The following is a 25,792-nucleotide window of genomic DNA, read 5'->3' on the forward strand; positions in this document are numbered from 1 at the left end:
TTTAAATTTATGAGATGCTTCGACTGCGCTCAGCATGACTGCTTAATTTAATTCAATTTTTAATATTTGTTTCGTCTTTTCTGTTACTCGAAACCTGCTATCGGCCCTTTTATTTACTACCCAAACAATATCGTTTCCAGAACATAATAACCAGGTGTTTTCTTTATCTAAAAGTGATAATTTTTCGTCTTTAAAATATTTACTCAGCTTCTTTTTTCCTGACATTCCTAGCGGATAAAACACATCGCCTTCTTGCCACTTTCTTAACAGTAATGGAAACTTCAAAGTTTCTTTATCAACATGAATAATATTCGTTTGTTTTCCGAAAATTGCATCTACTTCATCAAACATCAAAATACCTAAAGGTGTTACTACTTGTTTATCGGCCTCAGCAATAATAATGCTTTCGCTTGCTTCTACAAAAAGCTCACTTAACAAGATATGTTCTCTATCTTTTATTAAACGGTGTGTTGAGGACAATACTTGCTTGCCAGATTGTGCGTCTAAAAGGTTTACAACATCATCCCATTCTGTAAATCCGTAATCCTTGAATATTTCGAACAAATAAGCTTTCGGGTTATTCAACTTTTTAAATTCTAAAATCTTAAATACAATTTGATTATTGTCTATAGTTTCAACAGCTTTATTAAAAACATCATCTATACGGTCTTCAATAATATCTGCCGTATCATTTAAGTTACTAATCGTATTTTGAAAATTTTGCAATAAACTCGAATTTATCTCCTTTAAAACAGGAATCACATCATGTCTTAATTTATTACGTAAATATTTAGTAGAGGCATTACTGCTATCGTCTCGCCACTTTAAGTTGTTCGTTTTGGCGTAAGTTTCAATGTCGTTGCTAGAAAATGGCAAAAGAGGTCTCACAAAATGATTATTAACCTCTGGAATTCCTATTAAACCATCTAATCCCGTACCTCTTGATAAATTAATTAGAAAAGTTTCTAAATTATCATCGGCATGATGTGCAGTTAAAACATAATCAAAATTCAGCTGTTCTGCTAATGCTTCAAACCAATTATAGCGCAATTCTCTCGCTGCCATTTGTATGGAAACCTTATGTTTCTTAGCATATTCATTAGTATCAAAACTTTCAATAAATACTTCTAAATCTAGATTGTCTGCCAATTGTAAAACAAAATCTTCATCGGCGTCACTTTCATCGCCTCTTAAATTAAAATTGCAATGTGCTAAGGCTATATTCAAACCTGATTTATGACATAAATGTGCTAATACAACACTATCTATTCCTCCAGAAATGGCAATTAGTAGTTTACTGTTTTTCAGGAAAGGTAAACGAGATTCTAAATGTTGCTCAAATTGTTCAAACATGGTTCAAATATACAACTTTGCGTTTTTAATTTAATCGGAAATTGTTAATATAAAATGACATAAATCATCAATTTTAATCAAAAAATGAAGTATCTTTTATGAGTAAATTTTAAATACTACGGTTATGTGCTCATTAGATAAAATAAATGATAAAACGACGAAGGCAGCTTTTGATAAACGCGTAATTTCAGCAACACAACACATACAAACCTATGTTAAACATAGACTATACATTGCAGAATCTACTGGAATTATTCCTAAAAACATGTATACGTCTCATGGTATCATTGACGAGGCTATTGCTAAATACTACGAAAACGGATATAATATTGATAGCGATGCTTCAACCATAAAACTTAGCCTTTTTAGAATTGTTGACACCGATTTAAACACGCTTTTTAAAAAAGAAGCATTTCATAAAAACACGATTAGCACGAATTCAATCTTAAAAGAAGAATTAGATGATTTAGAAGAAAAATATACCGTAGATGCCGATATGGATTTTGTAATGAATGAAGATTTAAATGATATTTCATATAAACAAGACCATAAACACAAACACTTGTTTTTATATGACGACAATGATACTTCTATTTTAAACGCATTTGATATTGAAGAAATTTCTCTTAACAATTCGAAAAAAAAATTAGGCAGTTTATATAGTTGGTTACCATTAAACGTATCTAATATTATTGATTTGTTAGTTTTTGGAAAATTAAGCTTTGAAGAAATATCAAAAGTTAAATCTATTGAAGTAAAACGCGTGGAATTTATTTTTAATGAAGTAAAAGAAAAATTTAAAGAACATATTGATTAATATTAGTTCTCTAAAACCATTCGCATCGCTTTGGCTTTAACCAAACATTCCTCATATTCTTTTAGCGGGTCACTTTTTGCTGTAATAGCACCACCAACGGAATAAGAGACATACTTTTTGGTGTCGTTATATAAAATACTACGTATAACCACATTAAAATCGAAATCACCTATGGGCGAAAAATAGCCTACTGCACCAGAGTAAAGTCCGCGTTTGGTTTCTTCTAAATCTTCAATAATTTTCATCGCAGAAATTTTAGGAGCTCCTGTCATACTTCCCATAGGGAAGGTACTTTTTATAATATCTATGGGATGTGTTGACGGTTCAACTTGTGATGTTACCGTAGAAATCATTTGATGCACCTGATCGAACGTGTAAATCTGGCACAACTCTTCTACTTTCACGCTGCCTTTTATAGCTGTTTTAGATAAATCGTTACGTACCAAATCTACAATCATGATGTTTTCACTTCGCTCTTTTTCGTTTTCTGATAAATCTTGCTTTAATCTAATATCTTCATCAATATTTAACGCGCGTTTTGCAGTACCTTTTATAGGCTGTGAAATTAGAGATGTTCCTTCCTTTTTCAAATAACGTTCAGGTGATGCCGATAACAAATATTTATCTTGACATTTTAAAAACGTTGCAAAAGGCGGATTTGAAATCGCATTGAGTTTATTATAGGTTTCTAACGGATGAATCGTGGTATTTTCAGCATAAAACTCTTGACAAAAATTAGCTTCATAAATATCGCCACGATGTATGTGATCGAGCATATTATTTATTCTCTCGAAGTATTCATCTTTGTGGATGCGAAGTTTTATTTTGATTTGATTTTCTGAAACCTTTCGACTGTGCTCAAGGTGACTATCATCTAAATTTTGAATTGCTTCTAAATCGTCTTCAATCTCATCATCAACACAATTTAAGTATTGAATTTCAACTTGATTATCTTTAAAAAAAAACAACTTTTTAGGCTGAAAAAAGTATAAATCTGGAAATTCTAAACCATCAAAATTACTCGATTTTAAAGCTTCAACATCATTTTTTAAATCGTACGTTAAGTATCCAAAAATCCAATCGTTTACAAGTGTTTGGTATTCCTTTAATTTTTCAAAACCCTGAACATAATCTGTTTGAATACAAGTAAAAGCATCAACAGCTAAGACTGCATCATAATTAGAATAAGCTTGCTCGTAATTATTAGAATCTAACCACACCACATCATCAAACTGTTGTGCCCAAATGAGTATTTGACTTTTAAAGATTTTCGAGTCTTTAAATTTATAAATTTGTTTTGTTCTCAATAAAAAAGATTATTAAGCAAAGTTAAGTAGAATACTTAAAAAATTAAGATTTTTGTACTTTAAACATCTAAAAGCATGTACACCTTACAAAACGAGAAACTTAAGATTGCGGTTAAAAAAATTGGTGCCGAATTATGCAAAATTACTTCGGTAAAACATCACACCGAATTTATGTGGGACGCGAACCCTGATGTTTGGGATAGCCACGCCCCTAACCTGTTCCCTATTATTGGTGCTTTAAAAAACAATACTTATATTTTTGAAGGTACTGAATACCATTTACCAAAACATGGTATGATACGAAACAACAGCAATATTGAATTGCACAAACAAACCGAAAACAGCTTAACCTTTAAATTAATTTACAGTGAAGGGACGCTAAAAATATATCCGTTTAAGTTTGAATTTTACATCACTTATACCCTTACAGGTTCTACCATAGAAATAACACACACTATTAAAAATGCAGATAGCAAAACCATGTATTTCTCGGTTGGTGGCCATCCTGCTTTTAAATGCCCTATCTATAACGATGAAAAATATGATGATTATGTTTTAGAATTTGAACATACTGAAAACGCAGAAACACACCTCATCAACATGGAAAATGGTCTTATTTCACCTAAAACAAAACCCGTTTTTAATAATACGAATATATTACCTTTAAAGCACGACTTATTTAATGAAGACGCACTGATTTTTAAAGATTTAAAATCTAAAAAAGTCATTTTAAAAAGTAATATACATGGTGAAGTTCTATCTTTTAACTATCATGATTTTGATTATCTAGGTATTTGGGCAAAACCAGAAGGTGACTATGTTTGTATAGAACCTTGGTTAGGTATTGCTGATAACGAAGACACCAATCAAGATTTAAAAACCAAAGAAGGTGTTTTAAAACTTGCAGCCAACAAGACCTTTAAAGCAAGCTACAGTATTGAAATACATAACAGTCGTTTAGCTTAGATAAAATTTTAAGCTTAACTTTGCATGCTAAATTACAACTGTGAGCTTTCAAGATTTAAATTTAAATACCCCATTATATAACGCCTTAGACGATTTAGGCTTTAAAACCCCTACTCCCATTCAAGCAGAAGCTTTTAATGTGGTGAGCTCGGGGAAAGATATGGTTGGTATTGCCCAAACAGGTACAGGTAAAACCTTTGCCTATATGTTGCCTATTTTAAAGAATTTAAAATTTTCAACACAAGAAAACCCACGTATTTTGGTTTTAGTACCAACGCGCGAATTGGTGGTACAGGTGGTTGATGAAATTGAGAAACTGTCAAAATATATCAATACTCGGGTATTAGGTGTATATGGAGGCACGAATATTAACACGCAAAAACAAGCCATTGCTGCTGGTATTGATATTCTAGTAGCAACACCTGGTAGATTATATGATTTAGCTTTAAGTCGTGTATTACAATTAAAATCGATACAAAAATTAGTGATTGATGAAGTTGATGTGATGCTCGATTTAGGTTTTAAACATCAGCTGATTAATATTTTTGATATTCTTCCTGAGAAAAGACAAAACATTATGTTTTCGGCAACCATGACCGAAGATGTCGATTTGCTTATTAACGATTTCTTTAAAAGTCCGGAGCGTGTATCCATTGCTATTTCGGGAACACCGTTAGATAACATATCGCAAACACGTTATAAGGTTCCTAATTTTTATACTAAAATAAATTTATTAACCCATTTACTAAACGATACCGAAACCTTTAATAAGGTTCTAATATTTGTGGCGTTTAAAAAAATGGCAGATCGATTATTTGATCAACTCGATGAGATTTTTCATGACGAGTTATGCGTCATTCACTCAAATAAAACACAAAATTACCGTTTACGAAGTATCGAGCAATTTAGAAACGGAGACAACCGTATTTTAGTAGCGACCGATGTTATGGCACGTGGTTTGGATATTGATAACGTATCGCATGTTATAAATTTCGATACGCCTATTTACCCAGAGAACTACATGCATCGTATTGGTAGAACAGGTCGTGCCGAACGTAAAGGAGAAGCCCTTATTTTTAATACCGAAAAGGAAGCAGATGCCATTGAAAATATTGAATCTTTAATGAATATGGAGATTCCTTTAATGGAATTACCAGAAGAAGTAACAGTATCTACAGAACTTATTCCAGAAGAACGTCCAGTAATAAAGGAACATAACAATCCTAATAAACGCAATAAAGACGAAGATGCACCAGGACCTGCTTTTCATGAGAAATCTGAAAAGAATTCTAAAGAAAATTTAGGTGGTTCGTATAAATTCAAAATTGCTGCGAAGTACAAAAAGCCTAAAACAAGAGGCGATAAAAATTATAATAAACGAAATAAGAAGAAGTAGGTTTTGTTGGGCGTTACCACGAGGGTCGGGCTTTCCGCTATATCTTTTGTTTTGTCTTTCCTGCGCAGGAAGGAATCCATAATAAAGTTGCAAACTAATTTTATAAAGTTCTTTATAATTTAAGAGAAAACAAAAGGATGCCGCTGCAATCCCTAACGCGGGTATTTGCTATATACATGTTATTCCTGTGAAGGTAGAAGTCTATAAAATCAATTACTTACTTGTGGATTCCTCTTTCATAGGAATACACATACTTCAAAAAGCTACAAATCAAAAACTACAATAAACAAAAAAGCGTATACAAATAACAGTTTCAGTTGTTCTTATCATTTCTAATTCATAAATCAGTTGTCATTCCTGCTCAGGCAGGAATCTGCTTTTAAGAATACATGTATAAAACTATTCATCAATATTATCTCTACATCCTTTCAAACAAAAAAAATGGCACGCTCTATATTGGAGTCACTAACGACCTTGAACGTAGAATGTTTGAACATAAAAATAAATTGGTCGATGGGTTTACAAAAAAATATGGACTAAATAAATTGATGTATTTTGAATCCTTTCAATATGTAAATGATGCTATTAAAAGAGAAAAAAACATGAAAAAGTGGAAACGTGAATGGAAAATTAAATTATTAGTAGAAGAAAACCCTAATTGGGATGATTTGTCTTCGGATTGGACTTTCTTAATTGATTGAGTAATAGATTCCTGCCTCCGCAGGAATGACAAAACCGAACAAAACTAAAGACAGCAAAAATTATAATAAGAATATGTAGTTTTATAATTTTCAGTTTATTGTAAACTCAAGTTGTAAATATACTGTTATTACTACGCAGGCAGGAATCTTTAAAAACAGTTACGTTCTTGTTGTTTCCTTCCCGATAGCTATCGGGATTTGCAGGAATGACAAAACACAAGTAATCCAGAAGCCATAAGGATTATAATAAACGGCACAAAAAAAGAAGTTTCTATGATTTCTATTCATCGTAAACTCAATTTGAAAACGCACTGTCATTCCTGCGTAGGCAGGAATCTATAAAAACAGTCACTTCCTTGTGGGTTCCTACCTAGGCAGGAATAACTAAACACACCTAGAACCATATATAGTAAAATTTAAATAACAGAGTAATACTCTAAAATTTAAAGATGACACATACTAACACAGCTAATGATTTTCAAAATAATCACCTAATCTAATATTTAATTTATATTTGCAACACATTGCACTTTATGATAGCTAGAATTAAAAAATTATTACTCTCTATTGAACAAGTTCCCACGCTACTCTATCTTGTAAAATGGGTGTTTATTTGTTTGCTTTTAGGCGCTGTTGCTGGTAGTGTTTCGGCTTTCTTTCTGACAAGTTTAGATTGGGCAACACAGTATAGAGAATCTCATTTATGGATTATTTGGTTACTACCAATTGGTGGTTTTATTATTGGCTTATCGTATCATTTGTATGGTAATGACGTTGTAAAAGGAAACAATTTATTACTTGAAGAATTTCACTCACCAAAAAAAATCATCCCTTTTAAAATGGCTCCTTTGGTGCTTTTTGGTACGATTGCAACACATTTATTTGGCGGATCGGCAGGTCGTGAGGGTACAGCTGTACAAATTGGTGGTGCCATTGCCGACCAGTTTACAAAAATATTGAAACTCTCTAAACGCGATAGACAAATTCTTTTGATTGCAGGTATTAGCGCAGGTTTTGCTTCCGTTTTTGGAACGCCTTTAGCAGGTGGTATCTTTGCTCTTGAGGTATTAGTTTTAGGAAGAATTAGATTAGATGCTATCATCCCGAGTTTTATGGCTGCCGTTTTTGCTAACTATTTTTGTGAAATCTGGAACGTATCGCATACACATTATCATATTTCTGAAGTGGTGGAAATGAATCCTATAAACCTGTTATGGGCTTTACTTGCTGGTATTATTTTTGGTTTGGTTGCCATGCTATTTTCAAAATCGACTCATTTTTGGAGTAACTTATTTAAAAGATATATTAAATACCCTCCATTGCGTCCTGTTATTGGTGGTGTTATTTTAGCTGTTACTATCTATTTTATGGGAACGACTAAATACATTGGTTTAGGTATTCCCACTATTGTTGATGCTTTTGATGTCAACCTGAACTCTTATGACTTTTTACTAAAAGTATTACTCACCTCTTTTACTCTAGGTGCTGGTTTTAAAGGTGGCGAAGTAACCCCTTTATTTTTTATTGGGGCCACTTTAGGAAATGTACTCATTTGGTTTATTCCGTTACCTATGGGACTCCTTGCAGGCATGGGTTTTGTTGCCGTTTTTGCAGGTGCTACCAATACGCCTATTGCATGTACTATTATGGGCATTGAATTATTTGGAATAGAAGCGGGCGTTTTTATAGCTTTGGCTTGTAGTACGGCCTATCTATTTTCAGGACATACAGGCGTTTATGCGTCCCAAATTATTGGAAGTCCGAAAAACAATTTTTATATCCGTGAAAAAGGCTTACCGCTTTCTGATATTAAAAAGAGACGTGATAAACAAGAAAAAAAATAAGCTTATTAATCTGCTATCGCTTGGTTTACCAAGATTCTAAATTTCCCTGCAGTATCATCATTTACCTTTTGAGTTTGTTTTAATAATACTGCTAAAATATCTTCTTTAGGATCTGCAAAATACTGTGTATTAAAGTAACCTCCCCATTCAAAAGTACCTTCACTACTATTACCTCCTAAATCGTGTTTTTTCTTATCTACTAAAGCAAAAGCTAATCCATGAGACATTTCAATATTTTCAGATATATAAGGAATTTGATTGGTTAAAATAGTTTCCACAGTAGTTCTACTTAAAAGTCTAACACCATTCAATTCTCCTTTGTTTAAATACATTTGCAGAAACGTGGCGTAATCTTTTGCTGTACTTGAAAGTCCTGCTCCACCAGAGAAAAAACGTTTAGCTCCTGTTTTAGGGTAATCGGTATCATAAAACGTTACAGGGTATTTTATCCATTCATTACCTTCTTTGGTTTGAACGGTTACCAATCTTTCATATTTTGATTCTGGAAGATAAAATTGAGTATCATGCATATTTAAAGGCTCGAAAATTCTAGTTTTTAAAAATTCATCAAAAGGCATTCCTGACATGATTTCAACAAAATACCCTAGCACATCTAGACCTTCACTATACGTAAACTTTTCACCAGGATTGTGATGTAATGGTAATTTGGCAAGTTTTTTAATATTATCGGCAATAGCAACATCTTCTGTAGTAAATAAATCTACAATACCTGCTTTTGCATATAACTTTTTAAATCGTACATCACTATCTATTTGTCCGTAACCAATACCCGATGTATGCGTTAATAAGTTTCTAATAGTTATTTGATTATTAGCTGGTTTGGTTGTGTATGATGAATCTGCTTCGTTAAAAGATTCTAAAAGTTGTGCGTCTCCAAATTCTGGAATATATTTTGAAATAGGATCGTCTAAATTAAATTTCCCTTCTTCCCACAACATCATAACAGCTGTTGAAGTAATAGCTTTAGACTGCGATGCAATTCTAAAAATATGATCTAATTCCATATTGGTTTTTGAAGTATTATCAGCCATTCCAAAAGCTTTATAATACACTATTTTACCATGTCGAGCAATTAAAGCTACCGCACCAGGAATTTTGTTTTCTGAAACTGCATATGTTAACATCGAATCTATTCGATCTAGTCTTGTCTCTGCCAGACCTACTGAACTAGGAACTGCAATAGAAAGTACTTCGGATTGTAATACTGGTGTTTGCTTAAAACAAGACGATAAAACAAATGCGGTAAGGCAAACTAAAAATAGTTTTTTCATGGGTTTAGTAGTTGGTTTTCATTATAGAAAAGCTAAGTTACTTTTTTAATGATAATTATAATCATCTATAAATAAAAAAACCCTTTCAAATAAATGAAAAGGGTTTTATATAATATAAACAGAACTAGAACTTTTATCTTCCTCCCGGAGGACAATTTTGTTTTAAATAGTTTGTATATAAGGTTCGTAAATGCTCACTAGTACCTTCTCCTTCAGAAATAGAGTGTGTTCTATTTGGATACGCCATAAATTGAAATTGTTTATTATACTTTACCAATTCATTAATTAACATTTCGGCATTATTATAATGTACATTATCATCGCCTGTACCATGAATATATAACAAATTTCCTTTTAAATTTTTAGCATGTGTAATTGGAGAGCCATCAATAAAATCTTTTAAATTTTCTTGTGGTAAGCCCATATAGCGCTCTTGATAAATATTATTGTAAGTAAGTTGGTTACTTACTGCTGCAATGGCAATACCTGTTTTGTAAATATCTGGATATTGAAACATTAAATTTAATGTGGTTGAACCACCACCACTCCATCCCCAAACGGCAACTCGTGAGGCATCAACAAAATCCCATTTTAAAACTTCTTTTGCAGCCATGGCTTGATCGGTAATATTGATTTTCCCAATATTTCTATATATCGCTTTTCGCCAAGCACTACCTTTTGGGACAGGTGTACCTCTATTATCTATAGTCATGTATATATAACCGTCGTCAGCCATATTACCATTATATAATCTGTTAAATCCAACTCTGTAAGTATCTTTCACATTTGCCCCCCAAGGTTCTGCATATACCATAAAAACAACAGGATATTTTTTAGAAGCATCAAAATTAGTTGGCTTCACCATTAAACCATCCATTTCTGTTCCATCTGCTATTTTAACCTTAAAAAATTCTACCGTTTTTTCTACCTGAGAATTTTCTATTTTAGTTAAATTACTTTCAGTAATATCCACCAATTTATGATTTGGTAAAGTTATAAATCCATACACTGGTTTTGTATGAGTATTATTAAACACATGAAAAGCATACTTACCAGTTGGTGATATAGAATAAATATTTGTACCAGATAATTCTGAAGGCGTAACTCGAACAGCAGTACCTTTTCCATTTAAGTTGGTTTTGTATAAATATTTTTGAGTGGCATTATTTGGTGATGCATAAAAATAAATAAGATTGGCTTTTTCATTGACAGCTAACACTTCCATTACATCATAATCACCTTTTGTTATAAGCTTTTCTTTTCCTGTTATATCAATTCTATATAGATGTCTCCAACCATCTTTTTCACTAAACCATAAAAACTCTTTGTTGCTATTAATCCACTTAAATTTATGTCTGAATGTTAACTCATATGTGTCCTCCCATCCATTAACAATACTTATCCATGATTTATTACTTTCAATATGAATCTGATTAACTTCATTTGTAATAACATTACAGTTTAATATTTTACTTTCATTCTGTTTTCTATTCAATTGTTGTACAAATAAATTAGTTACAGAATTCCATTCCATACGTGGCAAATAATGCTGACTAGCATTTCCTAAAATATTAAGCCATTTTTTTTCTTGATTTGATAATTTAATAACTCCTATTCTTGCTGGAGACGGATTTTGACCTGCTGTAGGGTACTCTACTGGGTTAATACGTGAATATACAGAATCAGTGAAATTTATCATATTATAGTCACGAATTTTTCGAGCATCAATTTGCCAAAAAGCAATACGCTCACTATCTGGACTCCATTGAAAACCATCGCGACACGAAAACTCTTCTTCATAAGCCCAATCGAACGTACCATTAATTAATTTTCTGTTTCCATCAAAAGTTAGTTTAGTAATCTTTTGAGCAGCTAAATCTTCTACATAAAGATTAAATTCGCTTACATAAGCAACTTTTGTTGCATCAGGCGAAAATTTAGCAAACCGAAGTGAGGATTCTGGAAGACTTATTCCTACTTGTTGCAATGATTTTGTTTTTAAATCGAGTACCCAATAATCGCCTTCTGTATTTAACCTCCAAACTTTTTTTGTATTGGTATAGATTAATATTTTTGAATAATCTTTTGAAAAACTAAATGCTGTAATATTAATTGGATTTCTGTTTTCTGGCGTAAGCATTTTTCTTGTTACAAAAATATTCTTAGTATTACTTGGCAGTATGGTTCGTATAATTTCGTTTTGTTCTATTCTATAATACGAATTACCATCTTCAGCCCAATTAATTTGTTGAGAATAAATAAGGTTTATAAATACAAAATAAACTACTGTAAAAAAAGTTCTAAGCTTAATATATTTCATGTAGGTTGTTCTTAATATTAACGGGTTATTTTATTTAAACACGAATTTAGTTTTTTTGATTAAAAAAGCGATATTCTTTAACAAAAAAAACCCTTTCAAATAAATGAAAAGGGATTTTGAACTGAAAAATTCAATACTTTTATTTTTTTTGTAACCCTCTTAAAATAAGAATACCAATTCTCGCAATAACAAAAGTAAAAAGCCCAAAAACTGCTGTTAATAAAGACACTTTAAGTCCGCCAGCAAAAACGGCAGGATTTGCATTCCCCATAGCTTCCACAGAATCGAATGCTGTAATTAAACCTATTACAGATCCTAAAAAGCCTATAGTAAGTCCTAAAAGGCTACTATCTGTAGTTAATTGAATCATTTTTTTTGAAATCTCACTATTCTTTTTAATGCTTATAAAACCTCTAACTAAAAAGAAAAGAGACAACAAAAAACAAATAAGAATAAGCGACATAAAAAAGGGACCACCTTCATTGAATCGATCTACAAAAGGATTTGAAGCCACTAATAATTTTGGTAATACTAATGGTGCTAATACATACATAACTGTGCGTTTTTTGATTAATATATCACAAACTTACTTTAGATAGCTTTTCAAAATATAAAAATGCGGTGAATAACCAAATTAGAACAGGATATTGCAAATAGCAAAAACCCTTGTTAAATCTGTCATTCATCTACAAAAAAAGAATTCTCTATAAAAATATACTATTATTGTAATACTATTTATCAAGTATGCTTAAAAATAATTTTATTTTAAAAAAAATAGGACAGTTAATATTACATGTATTGTTTTGGTGTGTTGTTTTGTTCTTTTTCACTTACTTCTTTGGAGCTGAAAATCAAAATTATAGCGACACTCTATCCTTTTCGTTATTCTTAATGCCTATAACCATAGCAACCACTTATGTTTCTATTTATAAATTAATACCAGATTACCTTATTACAAAACGTTATTTTCTCTTTATAATTTACAGCTTATATACCCTCATTATTTCTGGATATTTAATAATGGTTTCTATCTTTTTTAGTTTGACTTATTTAGCGAATTTTGAATATAACGACATGAACCCTGCGACTAAAAACATACTATTAGTTACAACTGGAGTGTATTTAGTAACCATTATTGTAAGTGCTTTTAAGTTACTAAAACTTAACTTAAATCATGTTGAACAAAAAAACAAACTAGAAAATAAAATATTAGAAACACAGCTCAAACTTAAAGAGCAAGAGTTGAATTATTTAAAAATGCAGATTCACCCGCATTTCTTATTTAACACTTTAAATACTATGTATGGGTTTGCGTTAAAGAAAGCAGATGAAGCTCCAGAAATGATTTTAAAGCTTTCTAATTTATTAGATTATTTACTTTATAAAGTTGACAAACCTTTTGTGCTTCTAATAGACGACATCAATCACATTAAAGATTATATCGAATTAGAAAAAATGCGTTTTAATAACACATTGAATATTGAACTTGTTACCGAAACCATTATAGAACACACCAAAATAGCGCCCATGCTTTTATTACCTTTTATTGAAAATAGTTTTAAACATGGGGTTATAAAAAATGGTACATTATCCATACATATTAATATATCCTGTAAAGACAAAAAACTGTACTTTTATATAGAAAATACGAGTGCTGACAACGACATATCATCTAAAGGTATTGGATTAGAAAATATACAAAAGCGTTTAGATTTATTATACAAAGACAATTACACACTAACTATTAATAATGACAGCCATTTATTTAAAGTGAGCTTAATATTAAATATCCTAGAATAATTGCAACAAAACAATAACATATCGTGCCTTATTGTAGATGATGAAACTATAGCTAGAGACATTATAGAAACACATTTAAACAAAATACCTAACATTAACATTGTTGCCAAATGCAGTAACGCTATTGAAGCGTTTAATACTATAAGAAATCATACCATAGATTTGGTTTTTCTAGATATTAACATGCCCGAAATAACAGGGATTTCGTTTGCTAAATCTATAAACAAAGACATTAAAATTATTTTCACAACTGCTTATCGTGATTATGCTGTTGAAGGCTTTGAGCTTCAAGCAGTCGATTATTTACTAAAACCTATTTCGTTCGATCGTTTATTAAAAGCCGTTAATAATTACTTTGATATATATAGTGACACTAAGAATAACACTATTCAAGAAAGTAACAATAATGATTTTATGTTCGTTCGTTCAGACAGACGTATGATAAAAATAGACTTTAATGCTATTATCTATATTGAAAGTTATAGCGATTATATAAAAATTCACTTAGCCAACGAAACCATTACTACCAGAGAAACCATAAGTGCTATTGAAGCAAAACTACCAAAAGAACAGTTTATTAGAATACATCGATCTTATATTTTATCGATAACTAATATTACTTCATTTACACACGAAGAAATAACTATTAATAAAAAATCGCTACCAATTAGTAGAAGTTATAAAAAAGATGTTTTAAATATTTTAGAAAAATTTTAAACAAAAAAAATCCCTTTCCAAATGAATGAAAAGGGATTATGATTTTAAGACTTATAAATTTAATTCATTTTTAAAACCAATTCTTTTCCCTTATATATTATAGTTTTAGTCTTTGCTTTAGGTATTGTTTCCATACCATTTCCATTGTTATCATCAACAACTATAATATTAAATTGACATTTTTTAATCATCTTAGGAAAAGCTCCTTCTCTTTTTCCTATTGTTAAAGATTTGGTTTCATCATTCCAACTAAACTTAATGGTAGAAAATAATCCTTTTTCATAATTATAATTATCTTTTTCATCATCATACAATGTAAATTCACCATCAGCTCCTGGATAAATACGGATTTCTATAGGAGTACTATTTTTTTCATTAGCATATTGAACGAAAGGTCCCATTGGTAAAACTGAACCAACTTTCACATATAAAGGCATAACATCAATAGCTGCTTTAGCTTGAATGGTTTGACCTCCATCATATGTTTTTCCTGTCCAAAAATCTATCCATTTTGTATTTTCTGGCAAATAAACCGCTCTTGATTTTATAACACTAAAATCTTCTGTAACACCAATATAATGACTTCCTTTTTTCTCTACCTCAACATACATTGGGTCTGTTACAGGACAAACTAATAATGATTTCCCGAACATATATTCATCATTAATATCCAAAGCATTCTTATCATCAGCAAAATCCATGACTAATGCACGAATCATACTTGATGAATTTGCTGTTACATCCCATGATGTAGAATAAATATAAGGTAATAACCTATATCTTAAATTGATAAACTTTTCAATAGCATCATAAGCCCATGTTCCTTTGTCTCCAAATTGGTAAATTTCACGAGGACCATCAGTACCATGAGAACGCATCATAGGACAAAAAGTTCCATATTGCAACCAACGCACATACAATTCTTTATAAGCTTCATTATTATTTCTCTCTGGATAATGCGATAAGAAAAAGCCACCAATATCGGTATTCCAATATGGGATTCCAGTTAAAGAAAAATTCAATCCTGCAGCAATCTGATTTTTAAAGAGAGGCCAACTGGCTGTTACATCACCAGACCATGAGTTGGCACCGTAGCGTTGTTGACCTGCAAAAGCAGAACGGGTTAGTATAAATACACGCTTATCTTCACTAGTTGCTCGTTGATGGTCATAAACCCCTCCAACTGTTTTTAAAGGATATAAGTTTCTGTATTTTCTAAGCGATCCTAAATAGGTTTGTTCATCATAATCTTTATCTTCTCTCTCAAAATGATCAGGTTCTGTAGAATCCATCCACCAACCATCATTTCCTAAACTAAAAATACCTTTATTTAAGTATTTCCAATAAATATCTCGAGCATTTGGATTATATGCATCATAAACTTTTACACCAGAACTTTTAGCATCTTTTGGTTGCGGCCATGTATTTTTATCTGTTAAAGGCCATGTTTTAAAATCAAATAACAACCCTTTTTCATTCAATTCTTTAAAAGGCTTTGTTTCAGGACCGAAAGAAGACCAAATAGAAAAGATAACATGTGCATTTAAATTGTGAAGCTCATCAATCATTTTCTTAGGGTTTGGAAATTCTGGATTTAAAAACTCCATCCCATTCCAATGGTAATTATCGCCCCAATATTGCCAATCTTGAATAAGTCCATCAATAGGAACTCCTAATTCACGATACTTTTTTACAACCCCTACCGCTTCGTCTTGACTTACATATCTTTCTTTACTTTGCCAATAGCCATAAGTCCAATAAGGAAACATAGGAGCTTGTCCTGTTAAATCTCTAATATGCTTTACAACGCCATCTGCATTACCTCCATACATAAAATAATAATCTACACAATCTCCTACTCTAGACTCAAAAGATGTTTCGAAAACACTATCTGAAAAATCTGTTGGTGAATAATTATCCCAAAATACGCCATAACCTTTTGAAGATTGCAGTACAGGAACAGCTGTAATTAAAATTTCTTGTAAAAGATGTAACTTTTGATTTCTTTGCGACATGTTTCCATCTTGAAACTGCCCTAAACCATAAACTTCTTCATTTTTATCTAATACATATGATTGACGCACTACATAACTATCCTCATCAACATCTTTTATTGATGTAAACTGAACGCCATAATCTTTCTCAACAAGTAATGGTTTCTGATCTGAAGAAACAAAAGAAACGCTTCCTGTTTTTTTATTTATATGAACTGCTAATTTTAATGAAGAAATAATTACTTCATTTACATTTTCTAATAAACTCAAATTAAGATTTTCTGGAGTTTTAATTACTGAATGGCTCTTCTTTTCAAAATCATTTCCTATGGGAGATTTTAACACTCTTACTATTTCAGGAGTATAAAACTCAATAGTAACATTAATATTATTAATTTGAGTATTAATAACATTAAGTGTTTGTTCATCTTCTTGCGCTTTGACAAGAAAATTAAAAGCAAATACAAGAATCAATAATAAACTAAACTTTTTCTTCATAATATAATCTTACACAATTAATAAGTGTAAAAATAACATTTATTTTATAATATCATAAAAAATCCCTTTCCAAATGAATGAAAAGGGATATATAAAGAGGTTTTTAGAACACAAGAAATAACCAACCAAATATTTACCCTAAATTAAAATTAATCTTGAATTCTTACTTGACTCTCTACAATATCTTTAATAGGTACTACTAATTTACCTTCTACCATTTTTAAAGTTACCGATGTACCATCAATAGATTCTACCTCACCTTTAACGTTATTAAATTCTATATTTTGTCCTATCTCATATGTTTTTCTCGCATAAAATGTTTTTAATAAATCGCTCACTATTTTTTGCGCTCCAAAACCAAAAGCCAAAGCAAAGGCTAATAAAAAGGCAGCCAATATCATGGTAATATTACTCGTAATAATATCAGTATCAACGCCTGCTTGATTTAGTGCGGTTATAGATGTAAAAATTAAGATAATAAAAAACACCACCTGACTTATAATTTTTGCTCCTGATAAATCCATAGAATCAAAAAAAGATTTTAGACCTTTTTTAATAACGCTTGCTAAAACTAATCCGATAGTAAAGATTACTATGGCTGCAAATAATTGTGGTAAATACCCCAGGAGATAACTTATTTGTTCCGAAATCATGGTTAAATTTAATATATCTGACACCATAATTATCAGTATAATATACATGATCCATTTTACAAAGTTTGAAACAATTTTAACGGTATCAAAATTCAATTTTTTACCTTCAATTATTTCTATATCATTTAATTTATCATCTATTTTATTGGCATTAGCTAGCTTTAAAACCTTTTTAACAATGCGAACTATTATTTTTGTAATCAACCACCCGAAAATCAAGACAATAATGGCGCCTATTATACTAGGAAACACCTTTGTTACCTCTATCCACATGACATTTAAAGATTCCATGGCAATATTTTTCCACTCTGCTGCTTTTTCCATGATTTAATATTTTTTGTTACTATTACTTTGAGTTATTTATATTTTATTTTTTTCTCTTATTTATTACAGACTCAATAAGGTCTCCTACATTATAAGAGAATAATGTAGCTAGATCCATAAGTAATTTTGCCATGGCAATATCACTCATAACCTTAGACTTAAGTTCTTTCGGAACTTCCTTAAGAGGCTGGTCTACATATTTAAACGGATTCTCCATTATTAAAGGTTATTAGCGTATACAGTTTGTAATTTGTCTTTAGCACGTTTAATTCTCATTTTAACCGCACTTTCTCCTATTCCTAAAACACTTTCAATCTCTTTTATAGAAAGAGAATCTTGGTATTTTAATAATAAAATCATTTTCTCCTCTGGAGAAATTAGCTCTAAAGCTACCTTCAATTTATCAACCTTCATACTTAAAAACCCCGTATCATCTTCATCATCTGAAAGATTTTCAATATCAGTATAATCCACTGATTGTTTTTCAAACTTTTTAGCCGTATTTCTAGTTACATAATTTACGCAATGATTATATGTAAATGAATATAACCATGTTGAAAATTTAGACTTCCCTTTAAAACTAGCTAACTTTATAAAGAGTTTTAAAAACACATCTTGCGTTAAATCTTTAGCTTCATCCTCATTATTTGCAAACCCATAACACTTGTTATATACTAGCATAGCATACCTGTCATACAAAATCTCAAAAAGTAATGTGTCATTATTTTTTACAATACCATCTACCAGTTCTTCGTCTGATAATTCATTAATATTTTCTAGGGTCCTCAAATAATGTAGCTTTCGCTATTTAGTTGTTATCGTCTTTAAGACACTTCTTTTTTTTAAAAGTCACACGTATTTTGTGAAAATTAAAAATATAACTATTGAGGTCTGAAAAAGCGAATAGTTAATACGCATTCAATACGCAAATTGTTATTTAAGAACCTGTTTTTAAAACAAAAACAGAAAAGCTTTAATTTTAAAATAAACGCCTACATTTTATAAAATAAAATATGATACTTGCCGATGATTATGCCTACTTTTTTGTTGATGATATAAATAACAACTTAATTGGCATATGAAAAGTTGAAAGGTGGTATTATAAAGTATTTTTTTACTAATTTTATTCTATTAAATAATTCATCTTATTCTATTAAACAATTACCCCATGAGAATACCTTTTGTTTGCTTACTAATTGTTCTTTTTTTATCTCCTAATTACAACTATGCCTCTGATGATTTTTGGGGTTCAACAGGACACCGAGTGGTTGGTGAGATTGCCGACCAGTACCTTAAATCAAAAACTAAAAGAAAGCTTAGAGAATTACTACATAACGAATCATTAGCATTTGTATCTACGTATGCAGATGATATAAAATCGGATAAAAGATATAATGATTTTTATACATGGCATTATATTAATATACCTTTAGAATCAAATTATGAAGAATCTAAAAAAAATGAATCGGGAGACCTCATAACCGGCATTGAGCATTGTATCAAAATAATTAAAGATGACAATTCTAGCGATGAAGACAAAGCATTTTACCTTAAACTATTAATTCATTTTATTGGTGATTTACATCAACCTATGCATGTTGGACTTGCAGAAGATAAAGGTGGAAATGATTTTAAACTACAATGGTTTTACAATGACACTAATTTACACGCTGTTTGGGATACAAAAATGATTAATAGTTACGACATGAGTTATAGCGAACTTGCCGAAAATGCTAACGTATTAAACAAAGAACAGGTAAAAGCAATACAAAAAGGAAGTCTGATTGATTGGGTTAATGACACACATAAACTAACAAGACAAGTATATGCGAACGTTAAACCTGATGAAAATTTGCGTTACCGGTATTCTTATGATAATTTTAAAACCGTAAGAACACAACTTCAAAAAGGAGGTATTCGATTAGCTAAGATTTTGAATGATTTGTTTTAAATAAGCCCTTTGTCTAAAGTTGAAAAAACTTCATCATTAAAAGACTAATTGGATTTGTATAAATCATACCTAGCCAATTCAAGTGTTACTATGGCTTCCCATTCTTCTTGAGTTTCTTTTTTCAAACCATGTTGGGTTTTATAATCATAATCTTCTTGACGTTTTTGCCAATCGTTCTTAATACTCTCAAAGATAAGCTGCGCTCTATTTGAGTTATTAGTCGTTATATTAGCATCAATTAATGCTTTTCGTAATATCCTAGTATAAATTTCTGTGATATCGAAATGAATTTGTTCATGCCTTAAAACATAATCTGTTTTTCCTTTTGGCAACACCCAACTCCCATGATTATAAAATAAGTTTCTCACAAAAAGTTTACCTTCTTTAAAGAAACTTAAACTACCAGATTCATAACCAAAACCAGAATTTGTAACCGCTAAGGCATTTGGAAAATTTTCAATATCTGGTTGCCCTTTAAAATCCTCCCATGTTAATTTTCTATTAGCAGACCACTCTATTTCGGTTTCATACACTTTTGCATTTTCCACTATATAAATATTAGCCCATAACCTATGACATGTACTAAATTTATCTGCAGGTTTATGCCTAGTTATTTTTATAAGATTCGCTCCAGACTGTCTAGCTAATTCTTTTAAGTTATTAATATTTTCATAATAAGAACAGTTATTTGACAAACCATTATCTGTAGCTTTTATTTCACCTATTTTTTCTCCTAAAATTTTTTGATCATCAACAATATCCATTACAACTACCAATTCATCTTTAGAAAGTTCAGGCATTTTTTTAATTATAGAACTCCTTAATTTAGGTGAACACGAAACTAAACTGATAAGATATAAAACAATTAATCCTTTTTTCATATAATAGGTTAAATCAAAAAAAGCAACCTAAAAAAGGTTGCTTTTAAATATTTATAAAAACACGTGATTCATATATTAAATATGTAACGCTCTATCATCCGTAGCCGCTAAAGCAGCTTCTTTAATAGCTTCGGTAAATGTTGGATGCGCATGTGACATACGAGATACATCTTCAGCAGATGCTCTATATTCCATAGCTACAACAGCTTCGGCAATCATATCGGCAGCACGAGCACCAACCATATGCACGCCTAAAATTTCATCGGTAGTTTTATCTGCTAAAATCTTTACAAAACCATCTAAATCCATACTAGCACGACTTCGACCTAAAGCACGCATTGGAAACTGACCTGTTTTATAAGCTATTCCCGCTTCTTTTAATTGCTCTTCGGTTTTACCAACCGCAGCAACTTCTGGCCATGTATAAACAACACCTGGAATTAAATTATAATCGATATGTGGTTTTTGACCTGCAATAGTTTCAGCAACAAAAACGCCTTCTTCTTCAGCTTTATGAGCTAACATAGCGCCTTTTACAACATCGCCAATAGCATAAATATTTGATGCACTTGTTTGTAAATGATCGTTAACCTCAACTTGACCTCTATCGGTTAGTTTTACCCCTGCAGCTTCTGCATTTAAACCATCGGTATATGGACGACGGCCAACAGACACTAAACAATAGTCGCCTTTAAACTCTACTTCTTCACCTTTTTTATTGTCTGCTTTCACAATAACTTCATCGCCAACACGCTCTACAGATTTTACTTTATGAGAAATATTAATTTTGAATTTTTGTTTCTTTAAAACTTTATTAAGCTCTTTAGAAAGACCAGAATCCATAGTTGGAATAATACGGTCCATAAACTCAACAACTGATACCTCTGCACCTAATCTTTTATAAACTTGTCCTAATTCTAAACCAATAACACCACCACCAATAACAATTAAATGTTTTGGAATTTCTTTTAGTTTCAAAGCTTCGGTAGATGTAATAACTCGCTCTTTATCTAATTTTATAAACGGTAAGTTTGACGGCTTACTACCGGTAGCAATAATGGTGTTTTTTGCTTCAATCTCAGTCGTTTCGTCGCCAGAAATTGTAATATGGGTTGCATCTTTAAAGCTTCCTAAACCTTGATAAACATCAATGTTATTTTTCTTCATTAAAAAATCAATCCCACCTGTAGTTTGATCTACAACAGCTTGTTTACGAGCTATCATTTTTTCTAAATTCACTTTAATATCGCCAGGAATTTCAATTCCATGCTCTTCAAAATGTTTTATAGCATCTTCGTAATGATGTGACGAATCTAAAAGCGCTTTACTTGGTATACAACCTACATTTAGGCAAGTACCACCTAGTGTATTATATTTTTCAATAATGGCAGTTTTCATGCCTAATTGTGCGCAACGTATAGCTGCAACATATCCTCCAGGACCTGAGCCTATAACGGCTACATCGTATGAATTCATAATATATTTTTGACGTTCGTTTTTTAAAAATCAATATCAAAAATACAAATGTTTTATGGGAAGGCAATAAAAAACAATGCTTTATAGGTGAATTTATAATTTTGATAATAAAGTGGATAAATATTCGCAATAACACGAACTTTTAATTACGAATTCTTCTTTTTCTTAATGTTTGCTAAAACCCATTCTAGTTCTGGGTCTTTTTTCAAATTTCTATCTTTAATTGTTGGTAATATTTTAACATCTGGCTTTACACCATAACCATCTGGGTTTTGTTTATAGGAGGTTTCTACTTGCATTAACCCCATTCTAATTTTAAGTTTTGATGTTGGCATTTCATAAATTTTATAAATACCAGCCACACATCCATTATATGCACCTCCTGTTTCTTCACCAACAAAAACCACTCTTTTGTTTGTTTTGAGATGTGTTGAAATGAGAGATGATGCCGAAAAAGAATTTCCGTTAATGAGTACATATAAATTTCCGCTATAATGCATTGATTTAGGTGCTTTCTCTTTTGAGAATCTAAGGTTATAATAGAATCTCCCATCACGTTTTTTTGTTTTAATTAAATTATGAATAACAATAAATGGCGAGAATAGTCCTGAAACAATTTTTAATGCATTTGGACTTGCATCACTCATTAAAAAACTTAAATATGGTAATCTATTGGCCACTTCGCTTTCTTCAATAAGTTTATAATTCTTATCTGTTAAATAAGCATATAAATAATCTACTTCAGAAATTCTCCCACCTACATTATCTCTCAAATCGAGAATGAGATTTTTTGTTTTAGCCGAATCTAATTTGGCAAAACTTTCTTTATAAAACTTTTTATAATTTCTATTACCAAAAGCTTTAATCTTCATATAACCCACAGTAGGATCTACCTCTAAAAACTTGAAGTTTCTTGTATAACTTTTATCTTTTTTTATAAAACCATACTTTCTATCATTCTTATTTTTTTCTTTAGCTGCAATGCGATTATTCTTTTTCTCTGTTTTAGTTAGTTTGCGCTTCTTTGCTAATTTAACCTGCTCTTTATCTTTTGGAATACGCTTAAAAGTTCTATTAAATAAAGAATCTTTCAATTTAAATGTTAGAGTTAAACTATCTAAAAAGCCTTTATCTTTATAATAAAAATACGGAAACCCTTTGCCTACATATCTATTGTATAGTGTTTGGTTATATCCATCGGAAGCAAAACGTTTCTTATATAGTTTCACTAAATCAGTAGCCAAATCATCTTCTATTTTAAAAACCTCACACCCTACTAGAGTTGAATCTTCTTCTCTAACATTAGTCACCCAAAGTTTCTGGTTTAAATATTCAAAATCTAAATCGTAAAATTGAAATTTCTTCTTTTTTAATAGTTTACGTTCTTTTCTAGTAAATCGTTTATTAACAGATCCTACCGAGATATGCCCCTGTCTTACAAACCTTACCACAGGTGATAGCTTTTTATAGAACTCACGTGAATTTATTGGTGATTTTATTGAAGTTTTAAGACTATCAAATTTAAAATCCAAATCTTCTTTAGATGTGTATTGATATAGTTTTGGATGATGTCGTTTTAATTGATTGTAAACTTTATCAACATCACTGCGTAAATCTTCAACAGCATGTAAACTACTAGTTTGTTCATTATATTTTTTAACGCTATTACATGAGACTAGGAGTATTAAAATAAGTATAGAACAAAACAGTGTCTTCATATAAATTATAAATGATAATTTTTAGCGAACAACTAAAATACTTGTATTTAAGCAAATTCAAAATCTATTACACATTATTTAACTTTTCAACAATTTCAATCAACCTTGAAAATAAATTTATGTAGTTTTGTGGTTCATGCAAAAAAACATAAACATACAAAACAAAAAAGCCCGCTTTCTATATGAAATATTAGATAAGTATACGGCTGGTATTGTATTAACAGGAACCGAAATAAAATCGATACGAAGCAGTAGAGCTAGTATTGCTGAAAGTTTTTGTGAGTTTAACGAACGTGGTGAACTTTTTGTTATTAATATGACTATTGAAGAGTATGCATTTGGTAATTACTACAACCACAGACCAAAAGCAGAACGTAAACTCCTTTTAAATAAAAAAGAATTAAAAAAATTACTTAAAGAAGTTCAAAATACAGGACTTACCATTGTGCCTTTACGCTTATTTATTAATGATAAAGGCTATGCTAAAATGGTAATTGCTCTAGCAAAAGGGAAAAAACTCTATGATAAGCGAGAAAGTATTAAGGATCGTGATAACAAACGTGATTTAGATAGAATTAAGAAAATTTATAAGTAGATTTTTAATTTTAAGAAACCCTTAACGCTTCAACACTTTACTAATCTTTAATTTGTACTCTTAAATTATTACAACATTCTATAAATGAAAAACCTTCTATTAGTATTAGCGATAAGTTTTATATCAATAACATCTCATTCTCAAGAAAAAAACGAATCTGAAAAAGATTACTCTAAAAACGTATCAACACTTAATAATACTATAGAATCTCTATATCATGTGATTTCTGGTGAAAAAGGTACCGAAAGAGATTGGGCACTTTTTAAATTCTTATTTAAACCTAATGCTAAATTAATTCCTTCATGGAAAAATAAAGAAGGTATCTATGAAATACGCTACATGAAACCAGACGATTATATTAAAAACTCTGAAAAATGGCTTGTTGAAAATGGCTTTTTTGAAAAAGAAATACATCGCAAAGTAGATACTTTTGGGAAAATTTCTCAAGTATTTAGTACTTATGAATCCTTTTACAGTGAAGCTGATGAAAAACCATTTATGCGAGGCATTAATAGTATTCAATTACTAAATGACGGCGAACGCTGGTGGATAGTTAACATTTACTGGACACAAGAAACCGAAAGACAGCCAATTCCTAAAGAGTTTTTAAGATAAATTACTATTTAAAAATTACTCTATTATGGGAAAGCAGTTTTCAAAAATCAGTCTAGAATTACAAGACTTCATCAAAGAACAAAACATTTTTTTTGTGGGTACAGCTGCTCAAGATGGCCGCGTTAATATTTCACCAAAAGGACATGATAGCCTTCGGGTTTTAAATCCCAATAAATTGGTTTGGTTAAACCTTACTGGGAGTGGTAACGAAACTGCTGCACATCTTTTAAAAAATGATAGAATGACTGTTATGTTTTGTGCTTTTGAAGGCAAACCTCTTATTTTAAGACTTTACGGAAATGCTAAAATATATCACGAAAGGGATGCCGAATTTCATCAGTATATTGATTTATTCGAACAAAATACAGGCTCAAGACAAATTATAGAATTAGATATTGATTTAGTGCAAACCTCTTGTGGCTACTCAGTGCCTTTTATGGATTTTAAAGAAGAACGCGGCATGCTAAATTCTTGGTCTGAAAAACAAGGTAAAGAAAAAATAAAAACGTATTGGCAGGAAAAAAACACAAAAAGTATTGATGGTTTTGAAACTAATATCATCTCCAGCTAACAA

At 30.8% G+C, this 25,792-nt stretch carries 22 protein-coding genes; 11 read left to right on the top strand and 11 right to left on the bottom strand.

The window, feature by feature from the left end:
* Positions 1–42: 42 nt before the first annotated feature.
* A complete protein-coding gene (gene tilS, locus RHP49_00760) occupies positions 43–1,353 on the bottom strand; it encodes a tRNA lysidine(34) synthetase TilS (protein ID WNH12804.1) in 1,311 nt (436 codons plus the stop codon).
* Between the two features lie 124 nt (positions 1,354–1,477).
* Here tilS and RHP49_00765 point away from each other — a divergent pair, with 124 nt between their 5' ends.
* Positions 1,478–2,170: a hypothetical protein gene (locus RHP49_00765; GenBank protein ID WNH12805.1), complete on the top strand. Its 693-nt coding sequence runs from the start codon at positions 1,478–1,480 to the stop codon at positions 2,168–2,170.
* Positions 2,171–2,172: 2 nt separating this feature from the next.
* Here RHP49_00765 and pabB read toward each other — a convergent pair whose 3' ends face one another.
* The gene (pabB, locus tag RHP49_00770) at positions 2,173–3,477 is read right to left on the bottom strand and encodes an aminodeoxychorismate synthase component I (GenBank protein WNH12806.1); all 1,305 of its coding nucleotides are present in this window, start codon (positions 3,475–3,477) and stop codon (positions 2,173–2,175) included.
* Positions 3,478–3,552: 75 nt separating this feature from the next.
* Between pabB and RHP49_00775 the strand changes: the two genes are divergently transcribed.
* From RHP49_00775 to RHP49_00790, 4 genes are all read left to right on the top strand, one after another.
* A complete protein-coding gene (locus RHP49_00775) occupies positions 3,553–4,443 on the top strand; it encodes an aldose 1-epimerase family protein (protein ID WNH12807.1) in 891 nt (296 codons plus the stop codon).
* A gap of 40 nt (positions 4,444–4,483) precedes the next feature.
* Positions 4,484–5,839: a DEAD/DEAH box helicase gene (locus RHP49_00780; GenBank protein ID WNH12808.1), complete on the top strand. Its 1,356-nt coding sequence runs from the start codon at positions 4,484–4,486 to the stop codon at positions 5,837–5,839.
* A 389-nt stretch (positions 5,840–6,228) separates the two neighbouring features.
* A complete protein-coding gene (locus RHP49_00785) occupies positions 6,229–6,540 on the top strand; it encodes a GIY-YIG nuclease family protein (GenBank protein ID WNH12809.1) in 312 nt (103 codons plus the stop codon).
* A 533-nt stretch (positions 6,541–7,073) separates the two neighbouring features.
* The gene (locus RHP49_00790) at positions 7,074–8,384 is read left to right on the top strand and encodes a voltage-gated chloride channel family protein (protein ID WNH12810.1); all 1,311 of its coding nucleotides are present in this window, start codon (positions 7,074–7,076) and stop codon (positions 8,382–8,384) included.
* Between the two features lie 5 nt (positions 8,385–8,389).
* On the opposite strand, the gene RHP49_00795 is transcribed toward RHP49_00790, so the two are convergent.
* The 3 genes from RHP49_00795 to RHP49_00805 form a co-directional block, all read right to left on the bottom strand.
* Positions 8,390–9,676 carry a serine hydrolase domain-containing protein gene (locus tag RHP49_00795; protein WNH12811.1) on the bottom strand — a complete coding sequence of 429 codons (1,287 nt, stop codon included), beginning with the start codon at positions 9,674–9,676 and terminating at the stop codon, positions 8,390–8,392.
* Between the two features lie 133 nt (positions 9,677–9,809).
* Complete coding sequence (locus RHP49_00800) at positions 9,810–11,996, bottom strand: DPP IV N-terminal domain-containing protein (protein ID WNH12812.1); 2,187 nt, start codon at positions 11,994–11,996, stop codon at positions 9,810–9,812.
* A 139-nt stretch (positions 11,997–12,135) separates the two neighbouring features.
* Positions 12,136–12,549, bottom strand: coding sequence for a MotA/TolQ/ExbB proton channel family protein (locus RHP49_00805; protein ID WNH12813.1), 414 nt, complete (start codon positions 12,547–12,549; stop codon positions 12,136–12,138).
* Between the two features lie 191 nt (positions 12,550–12,740).
* On the opposite strand from RHP49_00805, the gene RHP49_00810 reads away from it, so the two are divergent.
* A complete protein-coding gene (locus RHP49_00810; protein ID WNH12814.1) occupies positions 12,741–13,796 on the top strand; it encodes a histidine kinase in 1,056 nt (351 codons plus the stop codon).
* Positions 13,797–14,513: a LytTR family DNA-binding domain-containing protein gene (locus RHP49_00815; protein WNH12815.1), complete on the top strand. Its 717-nt coding sequence runs from the start codon at positions 13,797–13,799 to the stop codon at positions 14,511–14,513. It begins immediately after the preceding gene.
* A 59-nt stretch (positions 14,514–14,572) separates the two neighbouring features.
* Here RHP49_00815 and RHP49_00820 read toward each other — a convergent pair whose 3' ends face one another.
* The 3 genes from RHP49_00820 to RHP49_00830 form a co-directional block, all read right to left on the bottom strand.
* Positions 14,573–17,005 (bottom strand): glycoside hydrolase family 31 protein, encoded by a 2,433-nt coding sequence (locus RHP49_00820; GenBank protein WNH12816.1) that lies wholly within the window; start codon positions 17,003–17,005, stop codon positions 14,573–14,575.
* A 149-nt stretch (positions 17,006–17,154) separates the two neighbouring features.
* Positions 17,155–17,982, bottom strand: a complete 828-nt coding sequence (locus RHP49_00825) for a mechanosensitive ion channel (GenBank protein WNH12817.1) — start codon at positions 17,980–17,982, stop codon at positions 17,155–17,157.
* 219 nt (positions 17,983–18,201) lie between these two features.
* Positions 18,202–18,771, bottom strand: a complete 570-nt coding sequence (locus tag RHP49_00830; GenBank protein ID WNH12818.1) for a sigma-70 family RNA polymerase sigma factor — start codon at positions 18,769–18,771, stop codon at positions 18,202–18,204.
* A gap of 379 nt (positions 18,772–19,150) precedes the next feature.
* Between RHP49_00830 and RHP49_00835 the strand changes: the two genes are divergently transcribed.
* Positions 19,151–19,933: a S1/P1 nuclease gene (locus tag RHP49_00835; protein ID WNH12819.1), complete on the top strand. Its 783-nt coding sequence runs from the start codon at positions 19,151–19,153 to the stop codon at positions 19,931–19,933.
* A gap of 44 nt (positions 19,934–19,977) precedes the next feature.
* On the opposite strand, the gene RHP49_00840 is transcribed toward RHP49_00835, so the two are convergent.
* The 3 genes from RHP49_00840 to RHP49_00850 form a co-directional block, all read right to left on the bottom strand.
* Entirely contained in the window at positions 19,978–20,733 is a 756-nt protein-coding gene (locus tag RHP49_00840) for a hypothetical protein (protein WNH12820.1), read from the bottom strand.
* Positions 20,734–20,889: 156 nt separating this feature from the next.
* On the bottom strand, positions 20,890–22,290 hold the full coding sequence (gene lpdA / locus RHP49_00845) for a dihydrolipoyl dehydrogenase (protein ID WNH12821.1): 1,401 nt from the start codon (positions 22,288–22,290) through the stop codon (positions 20,890–20,892).
* Positions 22,291–22,436: 146 nt separating this feature from the next.
* Positions 22,437–24,008 carry a S41 family peptidase gene (locus RHP49_00850; protein WNH12822.1) on the bottom strand — a complete coding sequence of 524 codons (1,572 nt, stop codon included), beginning with the start codon at positions 24,006–24,008 and terminating at the stop codon, positions 22,437–22,439.
* Between the two features lie 136 nt (positions 24,009–24,144).
* On the opposite strand from RHP49_00850, the gene smpB reads away from it, so the two are divergent.
* From smpB to RHP49_00865, 3 genes are all read left to right on the top strand, one after another.
* Positions 24,145–24,603 (top strand): SsrA-binding protein SmpB, encoded by a 459-nt coding sequence (smpB, locus tag RHP49_00855; GenBank protein ID WNH12823.1) that lies wholly within the window; start codon positions 24,145–24,147, stop codon positions 24,601–24,603.
* 84 nt (positions 24,604–24,687) lie between these two features.
* Positions 24,688–25,218 carry a hypothetical protein gene (locus RHP49_00860; protein ID WNH12824.1) on the top strand — a complete coding sequence of 177 codons (531 nt, stop codon included), beginning with the start codon at positions 24,688–24,690 and terminating at the stop codon, positions 25,216–25,218.
* 25 nt (positions 25,219–25,243) lie between these two features.
* Positions 25,244–25,789, top strand: coding sequence for a pyridoxamine 5'-phosphate oxidase family protein (locus RHP49_00865; protein WNH12825.1), 546 nt, complete (start codon positions 25,244–25,246; stop codon positions 25,787–25,789).
* The last annotated feature ends 3 nt before the right edge of the window (positions 25,790–25,792 follow it).

The sequence above is a fragment of the Flavobacteriaceae bacterium HL-DH10 genome (assembly GCA_031826515.1).
Taxonomy (GTDB): domain Bacteria; phylum Bacteroidota; class Bacteroidia; order Flavobacteriales; family Flavobacteriaceae; genus Thalassobellus; species Thalassobellus suaedae.